The following is an 18,825-nucleotide window of genomic DNA, read 5'->3' as shown; positions in this document are numbered from 1 at the left end:
TCGCGTTCGATGAGGGCCGACACGTCAGGCTTCAGACCCACGCCCCTATCCGTTCTTTATGGTGTTTGCGCGGTGTGTGAGTAGTCCTCTAACATTAAATCTCTGTAATGGGTCCGCACATTTGCGTCAGACCGAGCCCCCCCATGGAGCTTGCTCTAGCGCAATCTCTCCAGTTCGCGCATGCGTTCGGCGCTCTCGTCCTGAAGATGCCGCGTGATCTCTCCGGTCAACGTCTCGGCGACGACGAACAGCGCCGCCGACGAATCCCAGGCGGACGGCACCTCGGTGCGCGTCGCGATCACATGCTTGGCGAAGCGGGCGATGGGCGACAGCCACTGGTCCGTCACGAGCATGATCTGCACGCCGCGCTTGTGGGCCTTTTCCGCGAATCTGCCCAGCCCGTCCTGATAGCGGCGGATGTCGAAGATCATCAGCACGTCGCGCTTGCCCATGTCGAGCAGGCGGTCGGTCCATGTGCTTTCCTGCCCGCCCAGATGGAAGACGTTGGGGCGGATGATGGTGAGATGCGCCGCCATGTAACGGGCGATGGGATCGGTGAAGCGTCCTCCGACCAGGAAAAGCTTGCTGCGGCCGTTGGCGAGCAGCTCGACCTGCTCGGCCAGCTGCTTCGCCGGTATGTGGCGGAAGGTCTCGCGTATGTTCTCCACCGTCGCCTCGACGGTCGGCCGGTCGCCGCCGGCCGGTTCGGACACGCCGCGCCCGGCCCGCGACGAGGGCGACTGGAGCTGCGCGGCCAGTTCGTCCTGCAGGCTGTTCTGGAAGTCGGGATAGTTCTGGAAGCCGAGCCGCGCCACGAAGCGCAGGATCGTGGGGGAGCTGACGCCTGCCTGCTGCGAGAACTCCGCCACCGTTCGCAGCCCGATCAGCGGATAGTTGGCGATCAGCGTCTGCGCGGCCCGCCGCTCCCCCGCCGTCATCTGATCCGCCTTGTCGGCGATCATCTCGGCGATACTCGGCTGCATGCTCCCACCCTCCCTTTTGCCTCAACGGGAAGCACCGCTGTTGAAACCGGCATTTTCCCGTTTGACAAACTCCGGCGATTTGTATGAGATCATCCACAAGAGCGCAATGGAACACGAAAAGTAACGTTCGGTACGACGCTCAGGGGACAGGCGTAACCATGATGTCGGAGGAAACGGACGCCGTGCGTCCCGCCGATCTTGTCCAGGTGTGGAACCGCGAGGGCCGCGGCCGCGTCGTCATCGCCTGCGATCACGCCTCGAACCGCCTGCTGCCGGAGCACGGCACGCTCGGCCTCGATGCTGGCGAATTCGAGCGGCACATCGCATGGGACCCAGGGGCGCTTCCGGTTTCGCTGCACCTGTCGAAGCTGCTCGACGCGCCCGTCGTCGCGGGCGGCCTTTCGCGCCTCGTCATCGACTGCAACCGTCCCTTCGACGCGCCCGACCTCATTCCGGAAGTGAGCGAGACGACGGTCATCCCCGGCAATGCCGGCCTCGACGCCGAGGCCCGCCGCAAGCGCATCGAGCTTGCGCACAAGCCCTTCCATGACGCGATCGACGACGTCCTGTCCCGCCGGCTGCGGCACGGCATGGAGACGTGGCTCATCTCGATCCACTCCTTCACGCCGGTCTACAAGGACATTCCTCGCCCGTGGCACATCGGCATCCTGCACGACGACGACGAGCGTCTGTCGCGGCCGATGATCGAGGCGTTCGGCGTTTCCGGGGGCATCGTCGTCGGCGACAACCAGCCCTATTCGCCAGCCGACCGCGTCTATTACACGCTGGAGCGCCACGCGCGCTCGCGCGGCCTGCCCTGCGCCATGATCGAGATCCGCAACGACGAGATCGCGGGTGCGGCGGGGCAGCGCAGATGGGCGGACAGGCTCGCCGCCGTCCTCGCCGGGATCGCCACTGTGGAAAATACCATCGCGGCGCGTCCTGCCGATGCCCGCAGGACCGGTTCAAGCTAGAGAGGAAGGATCAGTGCCAAGGGCAGTTCGCCTCTTTGTCCACTTCGTCGACGCCGTGAACTACCGCGTCGGCAGGGTGGCGATGTATCTCTTCTTCGTCATGGGGGCCATCCTGCTGGCCTCGACGGCATCGCGCCTCTTTCTCGGCGTGCCCATCAACTGGGCGCTCGAAATGTCGCAGTTCATCCTGTCGGCCTACTATCTGCTCGGTGGCGCCTACACGATGCAGCTCGGCGGGCATGTGCGCATGGACCTGTTCTACGACCGGCTGTCGGCGCGCAAGCGGGCGGTGACGGACGCCGTCACCATCCTCTTCGTTATCTTCTATCTGGCCGTTCTGTTCGGCGGCGGGGTTTCCAGCACCAACTACGCGATCGTCTACGGGCAGAAGAACTATTCGGCCTGGTCGCCGCCGCTGTGGCCGGTCAAGGTGGTGATGACCGCCGCCATCCTGCTGATGCTGCTCCAGTGCGTCAGCGCCTTCTGCAAAGACGTCGCCATCGCGCGCGGGAAGCCGATTGCATGAGTTCGGAGTTCATCACGCTCTTCATGTTCGGCACCATGATGGTGCTGCTGTTCACCGGTCAGCGCGTCTTCGGCGTGATCGGCTTCGTCGGCACCGCCGCCGCGCTGTGGCTGTGGGGCAAGGGCTCCTTCGAGATGCCTTTCAACGCCACCTTCCAGGTGCTGAACTGGTATCCGCTGATCACCGTGCCGTTCTTCGTCTTCATGGGCTACATGCTGTCGGAATCGGGTATGGCGTCCGGCCTCTACCGCATGTTCCACGTCTGGTTCGGACCGATCAGGGGTGGCCTTGCGCTCGGCACGATCGGCCTGATGGTGCTCATCGCCGCGCTGAACGGCCTTTCCGTCGCGGGCATGGCGATCGGCGCGACGATCGCGCTGCCGCAGCTTCTGCGCCACGGCTATGACAAGGTGATGGTCACTGGCGTGATCCAGGCCGGCTCCTCGCTCGGCATCCTCATCCCGCCCAGCGTCGTGCTGGTGCTTTACGCCATGATCGCGCGCGCGCCCGTCATCGACCTATGGCTCGCCGGCATCGGTCCGGGGATTCTGATGGCGATCATCTTCGCCGTCTACGTCTACATACGCTGCCTTCTCCAGCCAGAGATCGGCCCGGCGCTGCCGGAAGAGGAGCGCGCTCAGATCACGCGGGCGGAGAAGTTCGCCCTGCTGAGGTCCGGCATCCTGCCGCTGGCGATCTTCTTCGTCATGATGGCGCTGTTCCTCACCGGCGTGACCAGCCTGGTGGAGAGCTCGGCCGTCGGTGCGCTGCTGTCGGTCGGCGCCGCCTGGTGGGCAGGCAATCTGAACCGCAAGGTCATCGAGGATTCCACCCGCAACACGCTGACGATCTCCTGCATGTTCATGTGGATCATCCTCGGCGCGCTCTGCTTCAGCGCCGTCTATGACGGGCTCGGCGCGGTGAAGGCGGTGAAGACGCTGCTGATCGACACGTGGGAGTTCTCTCCCTGGACGGTGCTGATCCTGATGCTGCTTTCCTTTGTCGTGATGGGCATGTTTCTCGACGACACGGCCATGCTGGTCATCGTCGCGCCGCTCTATATCCCGCTGGTCAAGGCGCTCGGCTTCGACCTGGTATGGTTCGGCATCCTCTACACGATCACCTGCCAGATCGCGTACATCACGCCGCCCTTCGGCTACAATCTGTTCCTGATGCGGGCGATGGCGCCGCCCGAGGTTACGCTGGTGGACATTTACAGGTCTATCATCCCCTTCTTCTTTCTCATGGTGCTGACGATCATACTGCTGATGGTCTTCCCGCAGATTTCACTGTGGCTGCCCTCGCTCTACAAGGGAATCTGAGCGCCATGCCTTCCGCAGCCATCACCAATGTTCACTCAAGCGCAATGGAGAACCGGAAATGACGGACCAGACCAGACTGAACAAGCGTGACTTCCTCCGCAGGACCGTGCTGACCGGCGCAGGCGCCGCCGGCGCGACGATGCTCGCGACGCCCTATGTGAAGGCGCAGGCGCCGATCAAATGGCGTCTCCAGACCTATGCGGGCCCGGCGCTCGCCGAGCATGTCGTCAAGAATTCGATCGACTGGTTCAACAAGGCGGCCAATGGCGAGATGGAGATCGAGCTCTACACGGCCGACCAGCTCGTGCCGCAGGGCGAGTTGTTCCGCGCCGTGCAGTCGGGCACCATCGACGCCGCGCAGAGCGACGACGACTCGGCTGCCGCGCCGGTCGACGTGAAGGTGTTCGGCGCCTACTTCCCGCTGGCATCGCGCTATTCGCTCGACGTTCCGGCGCTCTGGCACTGGCACGGGCTGAAGGAGATCTGGGAAGAGGCCTATGCCGAGATCCCCGGTGTCACCTGGCTCTCGTCCGGCGCCTGGGACCCGTGCAACTTCGGTACGACCAAGCCGATCAATTCGCTGGCCGACCTCAAGGGCCTGCGCGTCTACACCTTCCCGACCGGCGGCCAGTTCCTGTCGAAGTTCGGCGTGGTGCCGGTGTCGCTGCCCTATGAAGACGTCGAGCCGGCGATCCAGACCGGCGAGCTCGACGGCGTCTGCTGGTGCGGCATCACCGAGATGCACACGGTCGGCTGGGCGAATGTGTTGAAATACTATCTGACCAATCCGCTGTCGGGTGCGTGGGCGGGCTCCTATTTCGTCAACACCGACAAGTGGAACGCGGTGCCCGAACACCTTCAGCAGCTCTTCCGGCTGGCGATGGACGCATCGCATTACTATCGCCAGCACTGGTACTGGGCGGGCGAGGCGAAGTACCGCAACGAAGGCAAGCTCGAACTCACCACCATCCCGGCGGCCGAGTGGAAGCAGGTCGAGGACGAGGCTTTCAAGTTCTGGGACGAGGTTGCCGCCCAGAGCCCGCGTTCGGCCAAGGTGGTCGAGATCATCAAGAAGTACAACGAGTCGATGACGAAGGCCGGCGCGCCCTATCGCTACAGCTGATCATCGCCGAACACCGCTGCGGCCGGAGCGTTTCCGGCCGCAGCCATTCAACGTTTCCGGAGTCGCCTTATGGCCGCAAATCTTTCCCTCGACGATCTGAAGAAGGCCATAGAAGCTGGCGAGATCGACACCGTGCTTGCCTGCGGCGTCGACATGCAGGGGCGCCTGTTCGGCAAGCGCTTCCTCGCCTCGTTCTTCGCCGACTCCGCCCATGACGAGACGCATGGCTGCAACTATCTGCTCGCGCTCGATATCGATATGGAGCCGGTGCCCGGCTACAAGGCGGCGAGCTGGAGCCAGGGCTACGGCGATTTCGTGCTGAAGCCCGACCTCGCCACGATGCGCCGCGTGCCGTGGCTGGAAAAGACGGCGCTGGTCATCTGCGACATCCAGGACCATCACACACATGAGGACCTGCCGCACTCGCCACGCGGCATCCTGCGCCGGCAGGTCGCCCGCCTCAAGGAGCGTGGCTATATCGGCTATTTCGCGTCGGAACTCGAATTCTACCTGATCAAGGAAAGCTACGATTCCGCCCGTGCCAAGCGCTGGCACGATCTGTCCACCGCTTCGCCCTACATCGGCGACTACCAGATCGGCATCACGACGCTGGAGGAAGGCGTCATGCGGCGGCTGCGCAACGAGATGAACGCCGCCGGCATCCCGATCGAGAATTCCAAGGGCGAATGGGGGCCGGGGCAGGAGGAGATCAACGTCCGCTATGCCGAGGCGCTCGACATGGCCGACCGTCACGTCATCCTGAAGAACGGCGCCAAGGAGATCGCGCATCAGGAAGGGCAGGCGATCACCTTCATGGCCAAGTACAATTACGGTCTCGCCGGCAATTCCAGCCACATCCACAACTCGCTGTGGAGCGCCGACGGCAAGACCCCGCTCTTTTTCGACAGGAAGGCGCCGTGGACGCTGTCGACGCTCGGCCAGCAGTGGAGCGCCGGGCAGCTCAAATACGCCAAGGAATTCACTTGGTTCCTCTGCCCCTACATCAATTCCTACAAGCGCTTCCAGTCGGGTACCTTCGCCCCGACCAAGATCATGTGGTCGGAAGACAACCGCACGGCCGGCTTCCGGCTCTGCGGGGAGGGGACGAAGGGCATCCGCATGGAATGCCGCATCGGCGGCGCGGACCTGAATCCCTATCTCGCCTTCGCCGCGCTGATCGCGGCCGGTCTCGCCGGCATCGACGAGAAGCTGGAACTGCAAAAACCCTTTGTCGGCGACGCCTATCAGGCGGCGAAGCTGCCGGAGATCCCGAAGACGCTGCGCGAGGCGACCGAAACCATGGCGAAGTCGAAGATGCTGAAGGCGGCGTTCGGTGAGGACGTGATCGAGCATTACGTCCACACCGCGCGGTGGGAGCAGCTCGAATATGACCGCCGCATCACCGACTGGGAGCTGCACCGCGGTTTCGAGCGGTACTGAGGCGACGGAAGAGGGAAGCCCCTCATCCGCCTGCCAGCGCCTCTCTCCGTCGGACGGGGAGAGTGGAGACTGCCGCAACGTTGACGTCCTCCTTCTCCCCGTTTTTCACGGGGTAGAGGGTAAGGATGAGGGGCGATGCGGCGCTTGATTTGAAGGAAGGACGTACCATGACCGAGACGGTCAAACTCAAATCCCCCATCGACGGCTCGATCTATGCCGAGCGTCCGGTGGCGACCGATCAGGCGCTGAACGCCGCCGTCGAGCGCGCCCGAGCCGCGCAGGAAGACTGGGCGCGCGTGCCGGTCACGGAGCGCGCGAAATACATGCTCGCCATGCTGGAGGCGCTGGTCGGCATGACCGACGAGATCGTGCCGGAGATCGCCTGGCAGATGGGCCGGCCGGTGCGCTATGGCGGCGAGTTCGGCGGCGTCAGGGAACGCACGCAATATATGGTCGAGATCGCCGAAAAGGCGCTCGCGCCGGTCATGGCCTCCAACCCGAAGGACGGCTTCAGGCGCTATGTGAGGAAGGCGCCGCTCGGCGTCGTCATGGTCATCGCGCCGTGGAACTACCCCTATCTCACGGCGGTGAACACCATCGTCCCGGCGCTGATCGCCGGCAACACGGTGATCCTGAAGCACGCCGCGCAGACGCTGCTGGTCGGCGAGCGCTTCGCAAAAGCCTTCGAAATGGCGAACCTGCCGAAGGGCGTGTTCCAGAACGTCGTGCTGAATCATGCCCAGACCGAGAAGCTTCTCGGTTCCGGCAAGATCGACCATGTCAATTTCACCGGCTCCGTCGCGGGCGGCCGCGCCATCGAAAAGGCGGCGGCCGGCACCTTCATGACGCTCGGGCTGGAGCTTGGCGGCAAGGACCCGGCCTATGTGCTGCCGGATGCAAAAATGGATCATGCCGTCGCCAATCTGGTCGACGGTGCTTTTTTCAATTCCGGCCAGTGCTGCTGCGGCATCGAGCGCATCTATGTGCACGAGAAGGTCTATGACGCGTTCGTCGAAGGTTTTGTCGCCGAGACGAAGAATTACGTCGTCGGCAATCCGCTCGACGCTGCGACCACGCTCGGGCCGATGGCGCAGGCGCGCTTCGCCGACCTGATCCGCGAGCAGAAGGCCGAAGCCCTGCGCAAGGGCGCGAAGGCCCATGTCAACATGAAGGTCGACGGCGACAGGGAAGGCTCGCCCTACCTCGCGCCGGAAGTGCTGACCAATGTCGACCATCAGATGAGCGTCATGCGCGAGGAAAGCTTTGGGCCGATCGTCGGCATCATGAAGGTGCGCAACGACGAGGAGGCCGTCGCGCTGATGAACGACAGTCCCTACGGCCTCACCGCCTCGATCTGGACGCGCGACACGGAACACGCCGAAAAGCTCGGCGACCGCATCGAGACCGGCACCATCTTCATGAACCGCTGCGACTATCTCGACCCGGCGCTGGTCTGGACCGGCGTCAAGGACACCGGCAAGGGCGTCGCGCTGTCGGCTCTCGGCTACGACAGTCTGACGCGGCCGAAGAGCTATCACTTGCGCGAAGAAATCTGAGGTTTGAAAGCAAGACCAATGTCCAAGCTCGTCTCCAAATGGAACTATCCCACCACCGTGCGTTTCGGCGCCGGCCGCATAGCCGAACTGCCGGATGCGCTGGCCGCAACTGGCATCAAGCGGCCGCTCTTCGTCACCGATCCGGGTCTTGCAAAGCTGCCGGTCGTGGCTAAGACGCTGAAGATCCTCGATGCGGCGAAGGTGCCATACGGCGTCTTCTCCGACGTCAAGCCGAATCCGGTGGAATCCAACCTCACCGCCGGCATAAAGGCCTTCAAGAAGGGCAAGCATGATGGCGTCATCGCCTTCGGCGGCGGCTCCGCGCTCGATCTCGCCAAGCTGATCGCCTTCCAGGCCGAGCAGACGCGGCCTGTCTGGGATTTCGAGGACATCGGCGACTGGTGGACGCGCGCCAATGCCGACGCCATCGTGCCGATCATCGCGGTGCCCACCACCGCCGGCACCGGCTCGGAAGTCGGCCGCGCCGGCGTCATCACGCACGAGGCGAGCCACACCAAGAAGGTGATCTTCCATCCGAAGATGCTGCCGGCGATCGTCATCGCCGATCCGGAACTCACCGCCGGCATGCCGCCGTTCATCACGGCCGGCACCGGCATGGACGCGCTCGCCCACTGCCTCGAAGCCTATTGCGCGCCGGGCTATCATCCAATGGCGGACGGCATCGCGGTCGAAGGCATCCGGCTGGTGTTCGAGAACCTGCCCAAGGCCTTCGCCAACGGCAATGATCTCGTCGCCCGCGCCCACATGATGAGCGCGGCCGCCATGGGCGCCACCGCCTTCCAGAAGGGGCTCGGTGCCATCCATTCGCTGTCGCATCCGATCGGCGCGCTCTACGACACCCATCACGGCATGACCAACGCTGTCTTCATGCCCTATGTGCTCGCCTTCAACCGCGAGGCGGTGGAGGAGAAGATCGAGCGCCTGGCCGCCTATTGCGGCATCAAGGGCGGCTTCGATGGCTTCGCCAAGGCGATCATCAGGCTGCGCAAAACGCTGAAGGTTCCGCATGCGCTGCCGGGTCTCGTCAAGGGTCTCGACATGGACAGGAAACGCAAGACGCTGATCGCCGACATGGCGATCGTCGATCCGACCGCCGGCGGCAATCCCGTCAAGCTGACGAAGAAGGCGGCGCTCGGTCTGCTCGAGAAGGCGCTGGCCGGAGAGGTTTGATGCCGGTCCGGCGCGGGCGATGCACGGCGCCGGAAAACTCTCGTCAGGAATACCCGGCGGCCCGGCAAGACGGGCCGCCGGATATGCTTCGTCCGGCAAGCAAGTATCGCGGCCATGCCGGACTGAAGAATTAGTCACGCCGCGAGATTTATTAGCCGCGCAACGAATTTCCCGGATTGCGGCCAGCACATAAAGGTTGTTAACTTTTTCCGGCCTGGGACGCCGGGGGGAACTGAGTTTCATCGGACTGTCACGTGACAGCGCTAACCGCACCGCAGGCGCGTTCGACGCCTTTTTGAAGGAGAGATCATATGTTCAAGTTTGCAGGGAAAGTCCTTTCCCTCAGCGCCGCGTCGCTCATGGTGACGACGGCGCTCGTTTCGGCCGAGCCGTCCGCGGAACTCGTCGCCGCAGCCAAGGCCGAAGGCCAGCTGACGACCATCGCGCTGCCGCATGACTGGTGCGGCTATGGCGCGGTCATCGACGGCTTCAAGAAGAAGTATCCCGAGATCACGATCAACGAGCTCAACCCGGATGCCGGTTCGAGCGACGAGATCGAGGCGATCAAGGCGAACAAGGACAACAAGGGCCCGCAGGCGCCGGACGTCATCGACGTCGGTCTCTCCTATGGCCCGCAGGCGAAGGCCGACGGCCTGATCCAGCCCTACAAGGTCTCGACCTGGGATTCGATCCCGGACAGCGCCAAGGACGCCGAAGGCTACTGGTACGGCGACTATTACGGCGTGCTCTCCTTCGAGGTGAACAAGGATCTCGTGCCGAATCCGCCCGCCGACTGGGCCGACCTGCAGAAGGCTGAATACGCCAACGCCGTCGCGCTGGCCGGCGACCCCCGCGCCTCGAACCAGGCGATCCAGGGCGTCTACGCGGCCGGCCTCGCCATGGGCGCGACCGACGCGAAGTCGGCCGGCGAGAAGGGTCTCGACTTCTTCAAGGAGCTGAACGCCAAGGGCAACTTCGTGCCGGTGATCGGCAAGTCGGCGACGCTGGCGCAGGGCCAGACGCCGATCCTCATCACCTGGGACTACAACGCGCTCGCGGGCCGCGACACGCTGAACGGCAATCCGCCGGTCGAGGTCATCGTGCCGAAGTCGGGCGTCGTCGCGGGCGTCTACATCCAGGCGATCAGCGCCTACGCGCCGCATCCGAACGCCGCGAAGCTGTGGATGGAGTATCTCTATTCGGACGAGGGACAGCTCGGCTGGCTCGCCGGCTACTGCCACCCGATCCGCTTCAACGACCTCGCCAAGAACGGCAAGATCCCGCAGGATATGCTCGACAAGCTGCCGCCGGCCGCCGCCTATGAGGCAGCCGTGTTCCCGAGCCTCGACGACCAGGCCGCGGCCAAGGACGTCATCACCAAGAACTGGGACACCGTCGTGGGCGCCAACGTCCAGTAGTCACATTGACCGGGCGGCCGAAAGGCCACCCGGCTCCTTCCGGTCGATCCGATGAGCCAGGCCAGCCTTTCCGACCCCTCGGCGGTGCCCGTGCCGCCGCAGGCCGACGCGCGCGGCTTCAAGCTGCCGCTGCAATGGCTCGGCGTCGCGCCTTTCTTCATCTTCGCGCTGATGTTCCTGATCCTGCCGACGGCCTATCTCGTCATCGGCGCCTTCCAGAACAATACCGGCGAATACACGCTGGAAAACATCTATGCGCTGGCGCAGCCCTCCATTCTCGCCGCCTACTGGATCTCCATCCGCATCAGCCTCGCCTCCGCCGTGATCGGCGCGCTGGCGGGCTTCGCCATCGCGCTCGCCATCGTGCGCGGCGGCCTGCCGGACTGGGTGCGGTCGGCGACCATGACGTTTTCCGGCGTCGCATCGAACTTCGCCGGCGTGCCGCTGGCCTTCGCCTTCCTCGCCACGCTCGGCCGCCTCGGCCTCGTCACCGTGCTCTTGCGCGACCTGTTCGGCTTCAACCTCTACACGACGGGCTTCAACATCCTGTCCTTCTGGGGGCTGACGCTCACCTATCTCTATTTCCAGATCCCGCTGATGGTGGTCATCATCACGCCGGCCATAGACGGGCTGAAGAAGGAATGGGGCGAGGCCGCCGCCACGCTCGGCGCCACCGGCCTGCAATACTGGCGCATGGTGGCGATCCCGGTGCTGTGGCCGTCCTTCCTCGGCACGGTCATCCTGCTTTTCGCCAACGCCTTCGGCGCCATCGCCACCGCCTATGCGCTCACCGGCTCGTCGCTCAACATCGTGCCGATCCTGCTCTACGCACAGATCCGCGGCGACGTGCTGCACAATCCGCATCTCGGCTACGCGCTGGCCTTCGGCATGATCGTCGTCACCGGCCTTGCCAACATCTTCTACATCTGGTTCCGCGTGCGCAGCGAGAGGTGGCTGAAATGAAGCGCTCCTCCATCTGGGCCTGGATCACCTTCATCGTCGGCGCGAGCTATTTCTTCATCCCGCTGATCGCGACGCTCGAATTCTCGATGCGCATGCGGCGCGGCGAATATTCCTTCGACGCCTACCGCATCGTCTTCGGCGACGATCGCTTCCAGGCGACGTTCGGCTATTCCGTGATCGTCGCCGTCTTCACCATCATCCTCGGCGTGCTGATCGTGGTGCCCACCGCCTACTGGATCAGGCTCAGGATGCCGTATCTCAGGCCGGTGGTGGAGTTCATCACGCTCCTGCCGCTCATCATCCCGGCCATCGTCATCGTCTTCGGCTATATCCGCATGTACGGCTCCAACTCGCCGCTGCCCTTCCTTGCGACGGCGCGCGGTACGGACGTCCTGCTCATCATCGGCTATGCGACGCTGGCGCTGCCCTATATGTACCGCGCCGTCGACACGGGCCTCAGGACCATCGACGTGCGAACACTGACGGAAGCGGCGCAGATTCTCGGTGCGGGCTGGACGACCATCATCGCCCGCATCATCCTGCCCAACGTGCTGATCGCGGTGCTGTCGGGGGCGTTCCTCACCTTCGCCATCGTCATCGGCGAGTTCACCATGGCGAGCCTGCTCAACCGGCCGGCCTTCGGCCCGTACCTGCAGAACATCGGCGCCAACCGGGCCTATGAGCCGGCGGCGCTCGCCATCATCGCCTTCGTCATCACCTGGGGGTGCATGTCGATCATCCAGGTTCTCTCGCGCTTCGCGCCGAAGTCCGCAAACCGACCGAACTGACCGGAAAGCTGCCCATGGCCGAAACCTATCTGTCGATACGGAACGTCAAGAAGTCCTTCGGGCAGGCAACCGTCGTGCAGGACTTCAACCTTGATATCGGCCGCGGCGAGTTCGTTTCCTTTCTCGGTCCCTCGGGCTGCGGCAAGACCACGGTGCTGCGCATCGTCGCCGGTTTCGAGGACCCCACCTCCGGCTCGATCGTCGTCGGCGGCAAGGACGTGACGCGGCTGAAGCCGAACCAGCGCAACATCGGCATGGTGTTCCAGGCCTATGCGCTGTTCCCGAACCTCACCGTGGCGCAGAATGTCGGCTTCGGCCTGAAGGTCGCCGGCATGCCGAAGGCGGAGGCGGATGCGCGCGTCAAGGAGATGCTCGACATCATCAAGCTGCCGATCGACCAGTATGGCGGCCGCTATCCCTACCAGCTTTCCGGCGGCCAGCAGCAGCGCGTGGCGCTCGCCCGCGCGCTGGCGCCGAAGCCGAAGCTGCTGCTGCTCGACGAGCCGCTGTCGGCGCTCGACGCCAAGGTGCGCGTGTCGCTGCGCGAGGAAATCCGCTCCATCCAGCAAAAACTCGGCATCACCACCATCTTCGTCACGCACGATCAGGAGGAGGCGCTGTCGATCTCGGATCGCATCGCCGTCATGTATGGCGGCCGCGCCGAGCAGGTCGGCACGCCGTTCGAGATCTACAACCGCCCGGCGACCAGGTTCGTGGCGAATTTCGTCGGCACGCTCAACGTGCTGGAGGGCACGGTCTCCGATGCGGCGGCCGGCACCGTCCGGGTCGCCTCGCAGGAACTTTCGCTGAAGGGCAAGCTCAATGGCTCCAGGACCGGCGAGGCCCTGTCGCTGGCGCTGCGGCCGGAAGCGATCGCGCTCGGCCGCAATCCCAATCACGATGCGAGCCTCACCGGCCAGATCGCCGACGTGCATTTCCTCGGCTCGGTCATCCGCGTGCGCGTCGGGGTCGGCGGCGGCGTCGTGTCTCTCGACACCTTTAACAATCCCTCGACGCCGCCTCCGGCTGTCGGCGAGCCGGCGGAGATCAGCTTTTCGTCGAAGGACGTGCTCGTCCTGCATTGAGGGGGTGTTTACCTTCTCCCTTCGTCGACTCGAGGCCGTCCTCCCCTTCGTCATCCTATGGCAAGCGCAGCGAAGCGGCGCGCGACCATAGGATCCATGCCTGAACGCTGAAGATGATTGAAACGGCGGGGAAAGCGAGCCCGTTCCTGCACAGCCACGCCTTCAGTGGCGTTCAGGCATGGATCCTCGGGTCAAGCCCGAGGATGACGAAGCGGAACGGATGGCGCCAAAAAGAGATGCGGAAGAACGAGCGGCTATCACCAACCCGTACCGACGAACAGCTCATTCCAGTCCGGGTTTGTTTTCTCGATCAACTCGATCTTCCACTGGCGCGGCCAGCGTTTCAGCGATTTCTCCCGCTGGATCGCGTCGCGAATATCGAAGTGCTCTTCATACCAGACGAGGCGCGTCACGCCGTAGCGTGCCGTGAAGACCGATCCAGCACCCGACTTGTGTTCCGGTACCCGCCTGCCGAGCGAATTGGTCACGCCGATATAGATCGTCCCGTGTTTCTGGCTCGCGGTCATGTAGACATAGCCGGTCATGACGTCACCGTAACCGCTATCCTGCCTCCATTTCCAGAGGTAGCGACCTCAGACGGCCCTGTCGACGACTAGCATCCGAGCACGCTTCCCTTTTCAGCTTTCTCCGGCACACCCCCTCTTCGTCATCCTATGGCAAGCGCCGCGAAGCGAAGCGCGACCATAGGATCCATGCCTGAACGCTACGGACGGATGAGACGCCGGGCGAAAAGCGCGCTCCCTTCTCCCACAAGGGGAGAAGGAAGAGACGGCGGCGGATGTCGCGTCGGACGCGGGGACAAATCCGCCGCCTCTCGAAACTTTCCCCCAGCAACATCAGTCACTTCCACGAATCTTCCCCGCGATCTTCTCCCCGCTTGCGGGCCCCGCGCCATAATGCCCTCGTCCTTCTTGCGGGAACGCCGGTCATGACGGTGATTGCGCGGAGATGGGCCGGCGCCGTTGGTCGCGGGGGAACGTGTCCCGCGGGTGGCGGCCGGATGTGCACGGAAAGGGTCTGCTTTGTCGCAGCCTGCGCCGTTCGGCAATGCGGCGGCGCGGACGGTCAACGGGTCAAGCCGTTGGTCAGGCCCTTCGGTTCCCGAAAGGGAGCCGAGACCTCCAGGCGACAGCCGCGTTGATCCGGAAGAATGCCGAACGGGCGATCCGAGGATCGCACATTGCTAACTTTACGAGCGGCCCGAGGATCGCCCGTTTTCCCAGTTCTTCGACAATGGCCAGATGCGAAGGCAGGCGTGGCAACGAGGGCGCCTGGCCAGGGATTATCGGCCACACCGGCAGGATCGGCCTCATCAAAATCTGCACGAAGCGCCGGAGTTTTTGCTCATCCCGGCCCGAGAAGGTTCGGGCGGAGCCGCCAGCATGCCGTCATGAGCGCGATCATCGACATAACCGCCTTCCGCCGCCGCCTTCCGGCCCGCCTCGCTTCCGATGGATGGTGGCTCGATCCGCCGCCCCGCGTCGTGAGCGCGTCGTCCGTGTTCGCTGCCGGCTCGCGTCCCGTGGACATTTCGAAACGCGAGGTGCGCCAGTGACCGTCGCGCTCGTCCATCGAAGACTGGTTCCCGCGACCGGCGCACCGAAATTCGGCGCAAAGCTCCTTGCCGCAACCCTGCTCGTCGTCGTGGCCGACCTGCTGTTCTACGAGCGGGTTACCGGCATTTCGCTGCCGCTTTTCCTCGCCCTGATCGCGGCCACGCTTCTAACGACAAGCTTGCGGCGCAAGCATTTGGCCACGAGTTCCTGGGCCGCTCTGGTGCTTTGCTTCGGGCTCCTGCCGCTGGTCGAGAATGTCAGCGTCCTGTCGATAGCGCTTGGCTTCGGCGCGCTGGCGGTGTTCTCGCTCGCCGTCACCGGACGCCTGCGGCGCGGTCTGGCCCGGATCGTCTGGCAGCTCGCCGGTTTCCTTCTCGCAGTCGCCTTCCGCTTCGTGCCCGACATGGTGCGCTGGCGCGTGGCGTCGCGCAAGGTCGCCGGCGGCCTGCGTCTCTCGGGCGTGGCGTCATGGGTGCTGCCTCTGGGACTGGGGCTGGTTTTCGTGCTGCTTTTCGGCATCGCCAATCCGATCGTCGAGAAATGGCTCGACATGATTTCGCTCTGGCGGCTGTTCGATCTGCTCGACGCGTTTCGCACCGCCTTCTGGATGCTGGTGCTCATGGTCGTCTGGGGCTTTCTCAGGCCGCGTGTCTCGTGGTTCCAGCTCCGACGGCCTGTGGCCGATCTGATCGGGCCGGTGAAGCCGCGCGAGGCAGGCACCCCGAGCTATTTTTTCGACGCGATGGTCGGGGAGGTCGCCATCCTGCGGGCGCTGGTGATCTTCAACGCGCTTTTCGCCGCCCAGACCGTGCTGGATATCGCCTATCTGTGGGGCGGCGTCGCGCTGCCGGACGGCATGACCTACGCGGCCTATGCGCATCGCGGCGCCTATCCGCTCATCGTCACGGCGCTGCTCGCCGCCGCCTTCGTGCTGGTCGCGACGCGGGAGGGCGGCAAGGCCGGGCGCAATCCGCTGGTCCGCGTGCTGGTCTATGTGTGGACGGCGCAGAACATCATGCTGGTGATCTCGTCGATCCTGCGCCTCGACCTCTATGTGGACGTCTACTCGCTGACCTATTGGCGGGTGGCGGCCTTCATCTGGATGGGCCTCGTGGCGGTGGGACTGGTCCTCATCATCGTCCGCATCGCGACGGGGCGCTCCAACGACTGGCTGCTGTCGGCCAATCTGGCCACGCTCGGCGTGACGCTCTACGCCTGCGGCTTCGTCAACTTCGCCGCGATCATCGCCGAATGGAACGTCGATCATCGCCCGCCGCCGGGAACGACGTCGATCTACCTCGACACCTATTACCTCACGCAGCTCGGGCCGCAGGCCATTCCGGCGATCGACCGCCTGCTCGCCGCCGCCGATACGGCATGGCCGATATGGATCTCGGAGAAACGGGAGGAAATGGCGGCGGCGCATCTGCAGCACATGCAGGATTGGCGAAGCTGGACCTTTCGCGGCTGGCGCCTGATGCGCTACCTCGATCAACATCCTGCCATGATCGGGTCCGAAGGGCAGGGCGAGATTTCGGGGGAATAGATATGGCGCATCGCATTCTCGTCGCCGACGACGATCCGCATATCCGCGAGGTGATCTGCTTCGCGCTGGAAAAGGCCGGCATGCAGGTCCATGCCGCCAATGACGGGGCCAGCGCGTTGCGTCAGTTCGAAGAGTTGCAGCCGTCGCTGATCGTGCTCGACGTCGGCATGCCGCAGATGGACGGGCTGGAGGTCTGCCGGCAGATCCGGCGCACCTCCGACGTGCCGATTCTATTTCTCTCCGCCCGGGACGAGGAGATCGACCGCGTTCTGGGCCTCGAAATGGGCGGCGACGACTATGTCACCAAGCCGTTCTCGCCGCGCGAGCTGGTGGCGCGGGTGAACGTCATCCTGCGGCGCGGCCGCAAGGAGGAGAAGCCCGAAGCCGAACCGCTGGTGCGCGGCCTGCTGCGGCTCGATATCGGGATGCATGAAGCAAGCTTCGGTGAGCGCCCGGTGCAACTGACGGCAATAGAGTTCGCCATGCTGAAAACGCTGATGGCGGCCGGCGGGCGCGTGCTCAACCGCGACCAGATCATGCAGGCGGCCTATCCGGGCAACATCCACGTCTCCGACCGCACCATCGACAGCCATGTGCGCAATCTGCGCGGCAAGCTGAAGGAGGCCGGCTGCGAGGACGGCGTCGAGACCGTGCACGGCGTCGGCCTGCGCATCGGGCGGTGCGGCGCGTGACGGCGAAGTGGCGGCCGCGCCTTTCCGTCATCGTGCTGGTGATCCTGATCGCCGTTCTAGCGCTGCCGGTGTTCGGCCTCTTCTTCTTCCGGCTCTATGAGAACCAGCTCGTCCGGCAGGCCGAATCCGAACTGATCGCGCAGAGCGCGGCACTCGGCGCCATCTATGTGCGGGAGCTGCGCGAGGCGGGCGTCCGGCCGGACGATCTGGGCGCGGCCGTTCCCGCCGACGCGCTGCCGGCTCCGGGCGAGCCCTACAATCCCATCGAGCCCGGCCTCGATCTCGCTTCGGACGATGTCCTGGGCCTGCGCCCGCAGCCGACCACGGCGGAGATGCCGTCCCTGCCGGTGTTCATGCGGGCGGGCCATGCGCTCACCGACATCATGGCCGAGACGCAGGAGACGACGCTGGCCGGTTTCCGCCTGCTCGATCCGAACGGGACCGTGATCGGCGGCAGCGACGAGATCGGTCTGTCGCTGGCCGAAATCCCCGAGGTGAAACGGGCGCTCGCGGGTCGCTATGCCAGCGCCATGCGCATGCGCATCCTCAACCGCGATCCGCCACCGGTCTATTCGATGAGTCGCGGTACGTCGATCCGCGTCTTCGTGGCGATGCCGGCGGTGATGGATGGCCGCGTGGCGGGCGTCTTCTACCTCTCCCGCACGCCCAACAACATCATCAAGCATCTTTATGGCGAGCGCAGGAAAGTGGCTATGGCCGGCGCCGCAATCCTGCTGACGACGCTGCTCATCGGCTTCCTTTTCGTGCGCACCATCAGCAGGCCAATGCATGAGCTGATCGGGCGCACGCAACGTATCGCCGCCGGCGACCGCGAGGCGATCCGGCCGCTCAGCCATCATGGCACGCGTGAGATGGCGCTCCTTGGAGCGGCTTTCCTCGACATGGCGCGCAAGCTTCAGGCGCGCACGGATTCCTTGCAGAATTTCGCGACGCACGTCTCGCACGAGCTGAAATCGCCGCTCACCTCGATACAGGGCGCGGCCGAACTGCTGCGCGATTCCGGCGCGGAGATGAGCGAGGAGGAACGCCGCCGCTTCTCGCAGAACATCGTCAGCGACGCCGGTCGTCTGACCGGGCTGGTGCGCCACCTGCTGGAGCTTGCGCGTGCGGAGGCTTCCGCCGCCGGCGACGTCTCGGCTTCCGTCGGTGAGGCGATGGAGATTGTCGCGCCGCCGTCGGGATTGTCCATATCGATCGGTGGAGGCGACCTTCGCTGCCGCATGTCGGCGGAAAATCTTGCCATCGTGCTCGGCAATTTCGCAGAGAATTCGCGGCAGCACGGCGCGCGTAATTTGTCGATCGCCGCTACGCTCGATGACGAGGAGGTCGTCGTCGCATTGCAGGACGACGGCGAAGGCATATCGCCCGGCAACCGGGACCGTGTCTTCGCTCCCTTCTTCACGACCCGGCGCGAGAAAGGCGGGACCGGCATCGGTCTTTCGATCGTCGCGGCGCTGGTCAGCGCGCATGGCGGCAAGGCCAGCGTGGTCGAAACGGCAAAAGGCGCCGCGTTCGCGTTGCGGCTGCCGGAGGCCTAGGAAGATTGCCTAATATGGCGGCATTCCGGCCTGGATGACTATGTTTTAGACAACCCGGCGCTGCGTTGCACAATGCGCCGGC

Annotated in this window: 17 protein-coding genes; 15 read left to right on the top strand and 2 right to left on the bottom strand. The window is 64.5% G+C overall.

The genetic code is table 11. The features are described from left to right. Window positions 1-155 precede the first annotated feature (155 nt). Complete coding sequence (locus tag M9955_01550) at window positions 156-983, bottom strand: MurR/RpiR family transcriptional regulator (protein ID MCO5080322.1); 828 nt, start codon at window positions 981-983, stop codon at window positions 156-158. Window positions 984-1,144: 161 nt separating this feature from the next. On the opposite strand from M9955_01550, the gene M9955_01545 reads away from it, so the two are divergent. The 11 genes from M9955_01545 (at window position 1,145) to M9955_01495 (ending at window position 13,369) form a co-directional block, all read left to right on the top strand. Continuing rightward, entirely contained in the window at window positions 1,145-1,957 is an 813-nt protein-coding gene (locus tag M9955_01545) for an N-formylglutamate amidohydrolase (GenBank protein MCO5080321.1), read from the top strand. Between the two features lie 13 nt (window positions 1,958-1,970). Then, window positions 1,971-2,483, top strand: a complete 513-nt coding sequence (locus M9955_01540) for a TRAP transporter small permease subunit (GenBank protein MCO5080320.1) — start codon at window positions 1,971-1,973, stop codon at window positions 2,481-2,483. Beyond that, window positions 2,480-3,805, top strand: coding sequence for a TRAP transporter large permease subunit (locus tag M9955_01535; GenBank protein ID MCO5080319.1), 1,326 nt, complete (start codon window positions 2,480-2,482; stop codon window positions 3,803-3,805). Before M9955_01540 ends, M9955_01535 begins: the two co-directional genes overlap by 4 nt. 58 nt (window positions 3,806-3,863) lie before the next feature. After that, window positions 3,864-4,928 carry a TRAP transporter substrate-binding protein gene (locus tag M9955_01530; GenBank protein MCO5080318.1) on the top strand — a complete coding sequence of 355 codons (1,065 nt, stop codon included), beginning with the start codon at window positions 3,864-3,866 and terminating at the stop codon, window positions 4,926-4,928. A 69-nt stretch (window positions 4,929-4,997) separates the two neighbouring features. Next, window positions 4,998-6,368: a glutamine synthetase family protein gene (locus M9955_01525; protein MCO5080317.1), complete on the top strand. Its 1,371-nt coding sequence runs from the start codon at window positions 4,998-5,000 to the stop codon at window positions 6,366-6,368. A gap of 167 nt (window positions 6,369-6,535) precedes the next feature. Beyond that, window positions 6,536-7,924 carry an aldehyde dehydrogenase family protein gene (locus M9955_01520; protein MCO5080316.1) on the top strand — a complete coding sequence of 463 codons (1,389 nt, stop codon included), beginning with the start codon at window positions 6,536-6,538 and terminating at the stop codon, window positions 7,922-7,924. Window positions 7,925-7,942: 18 nt separating this feature from the next. Then, window positions 7,943-9,115, top strand: a complete 1,173-nt coding sequence (locus tag M9955_01515) for an iron-containing alcohol dehydrogenase (GenBank protein ID MCO5080315.1) — start codon at window positions 7,943-7,945, stop codon at window positions 9,113-9,115. A gap of 311 nt (window positions 9,116-9,426) precedes the next feature. Then, window positions 9,427-10,533: an ABC transporter substrate-binding protein gene (locus M9955_01510; GenBank protein ID MCO5080314.1), complete on the top strand. Its 1,107-nt coding sequence runs from the start codon at window positions 9,427-9,429 to the stop codon at window positions 10,531-10,533. Window positions 10,534-10,584: 51 nt separating this feature from the next. Further along, window positions 10,585-11,496, top strand: a complete 912-nt coding sequence (locus tag M9955_01505; protein ID MCO5080313.1) for an ABC transporter permease subunit — start codon at window positions 10,585-10,587, stop codon at window positions 11,494-11,496. Next, the gene (locus M9955_01500; GenBank protein ID MCO5080312.1) at window positions 11,493-12,284 is read left to right on the top strand and encodes an ABC transporter permease; all 792 of its coding nucleotides are present in this window, start codon (window positions 11,493-11,495) and stop codon (window positions 12,282-12,284) included. Before M9955_01505 ends, M9955_01500 begins: the two co-directional genes overlap by 4 nt. 14 nt (window positions 12,285-12,298) lie before the next feature. Further along, window positions 12,299-13,369, top strand: coding sequence for an ABC transporter ATP-binding protein (locus M9955_01495; protein ID MCO5080311.1), 1,071 nt, complete (start codon window positions 12,299-12,301; stop codon window positions 13,367-13,369). Window positions 13,370-13,626: 257 nt separating this feature from the next. Here M9955_01495 and M9955_01490 read toward each other — a convergent pair whose 3' ends face one another. Beyond that, on the bottom strand, window positions 13,627-13,914 hold the full coding sequence (locus M9955_01490) for a GIY-YIG nuclease family protein (protein MCO5080310.1): 288 nt from the start codon (window positions 13,912-13,914) through the stop codon (window positions 13,627-13,629). An 866-nt stretch (window positions 13,915-14,780) separates the two neighbouring features. On the opposite strand from M9955_01490, the gene M9955_01485 reads away from it, so the two are divergent. Genes M9955_01485 through M9955_01470 form a run of 4 tightly spaced genes read left to right on the top strand, consistent with a single transcriptional unit; the run spans window position 14,781 to window position 18,743 of the window. Then, entirely contained in the window at window positions 14,781-14,945 is a 165-nt protein-coding gene (locus M9955_01485; GenBank protein ID MCO5080309.1) for a hypothetical protein, read from the top strand. Then, window positions 14,942-16,492, top strand: a complete 1,551-nt coding sequence (locus tag M9955_01480; GenBank protein MCO5080308.1) for a DUF4173 domain-containing protein — start codon at window positions 14,942-14,944, stop codon at window positions 16,490-16,492. Before M9955_01485 ends, M9955_01480 begins: the two co-directional genes overlap by 4 nt. Window positions 16,493-16,494: 2 nt before the next feature. Further along, window positions 16,495-17,184 carry a response regulator transcription factor gene (locus M9955_01475; GenBank protein MCO5080307.1) on the top strand — a complete coding sequence of 230 codons (690 nt, stop codon included), beginning with the start codon at window positions 16,495-16,497 and terminating at the stop codon, window positions 17,182-17,184. Beyond that, entirely contained in the window at window positions 17,181-18,743 is a 1,563-nt protein-coding gene (locus tag M9955_01470; protein ID MCO5080306.1) for an ATP-binding protein, read from the top strand. Before M9955_01475 ends, M9955_01470 begins: the two co-directional genes overlap by 4 nt. The last annotated feature ends 82 nt before the right edge of the window (window positions 18,744-18,825 follow it).

It is taken from the genome of Rhizobiaceae bacterium (assembly GCA_023953845.1).
GTDB lineage: Bacteria > Pseudomonadota > Alphaproteobacteria > Rhizobiales > Rhizobiaceae > Arvimicrobium.
The sequence above is the reverse complement of the archived record's forward strand: the minus strand, read 5'-3'. Positions and strand labels throughout refer to the sequence as shown.

What these genes read in the sequence shown, in the direction of transcription:
- M9955_01485 (MCO5080309.1), top strand. Translation starts at nt 14,781, where the DNA reads ATGAGCGCGATCATCGACATAACCGCCTTCCGCCGCCGCCTTCCGGCC.
- M9955_01490 (MCO5080310.1), bottom strand. Translation starts at nt 13,914, where the DNA reads ATGACCGGCTATGTCTACATGACCGCGAGCCAGAAACACGGGACGATC.
- M9955_01550 (MCO5080322.1), bottom strand. Translation starts at nt 983, where the DNA reads ATGCAGCCGAGTATCGCCGAGATGATCGCCGACAAGGCGGATCAGATG.
- M9955_01500 (MCO5080312.1), top strand. Translation starts at nt 11,493, where the DNA reads ATGAAGCGCTCCTCCATCTGGGCCTGGATCACCTTCATCGTCGGCGCG.
- M9955_01545 (MCO5080321.1), top strand. Translation starts at nt 1,145, where the DNA reads ATGTCGGAGGAAACGGACGCCGTGCGTCCCGCCGATCTTGTCCAGGTG.
- M9955_01530 (MCO5080318.1), top strand. Translation starts at nt 3,864, where the DNA reads ATGACGGACCAGACCAGACTGAACAAGCGTGACTTCCTCCGCAGGACC.
- M9955_01510 (MCO5080314.1), top strand. Translation starts at nt 9,427, where the DNA reads ATGTTCAAGTTTGCAGGGAAAGTCCTTTCCCTCAGCGCCGCGTCGCTC.
- M9955_01495 (MCO5080311.1), top strand. Translation starts at nt 12,299, where the DNA reads ATGGCCGAAACCTATCTGTCGATACGGAACGTCAAGAAGTCCTTCGGG.
- M9955_01505 (MCO5080313.1), top strand. Translation starts at nt 10,585, where the DNA reads ATGAGCCAGGCCAGCCTTTCCGACCCCTCGGCGGTGCCCGTGCCGCCG.
- M9955_01520 (MCO5080316.1), top strand. Translation starts at nt 6,536, where the DNA reads ATGACCGAGACGGTCAAACTCAAATCCCCCATCGACGGCTCGATCTAT.
- M9955_01535 (MCO5080319.1), top strand. Translation starts at nt 2,480, where the DNA reads ATGAGTTCGGAGTTCATCACGCTCTTCATGTTCGGCACCATGATGGTG.
- M9955_01515 (MCO5080315.1), top strand. Translation starts at nt 7,943, where the DNA reads ATGTCCAAGCTCGTCTCCAAATGGAACTATCCCACCACCGTGCGTTTC.
- M9955_01525 (MCO5080317.1), top strand. Translation starts at nt 4,998, where the DNA reads ATGGCCGCAAATCTTTCCCTCGACGATCTGAAGAAGGCCATAGAAGCT.
- M9955_01475 (MCO5080307.1), top strand. Translation starts at nt 16,495, where the DNA reads ATGGCGCATCGCATTCTCGTCGCCGACGACGATCCGCATATCCGCGAG.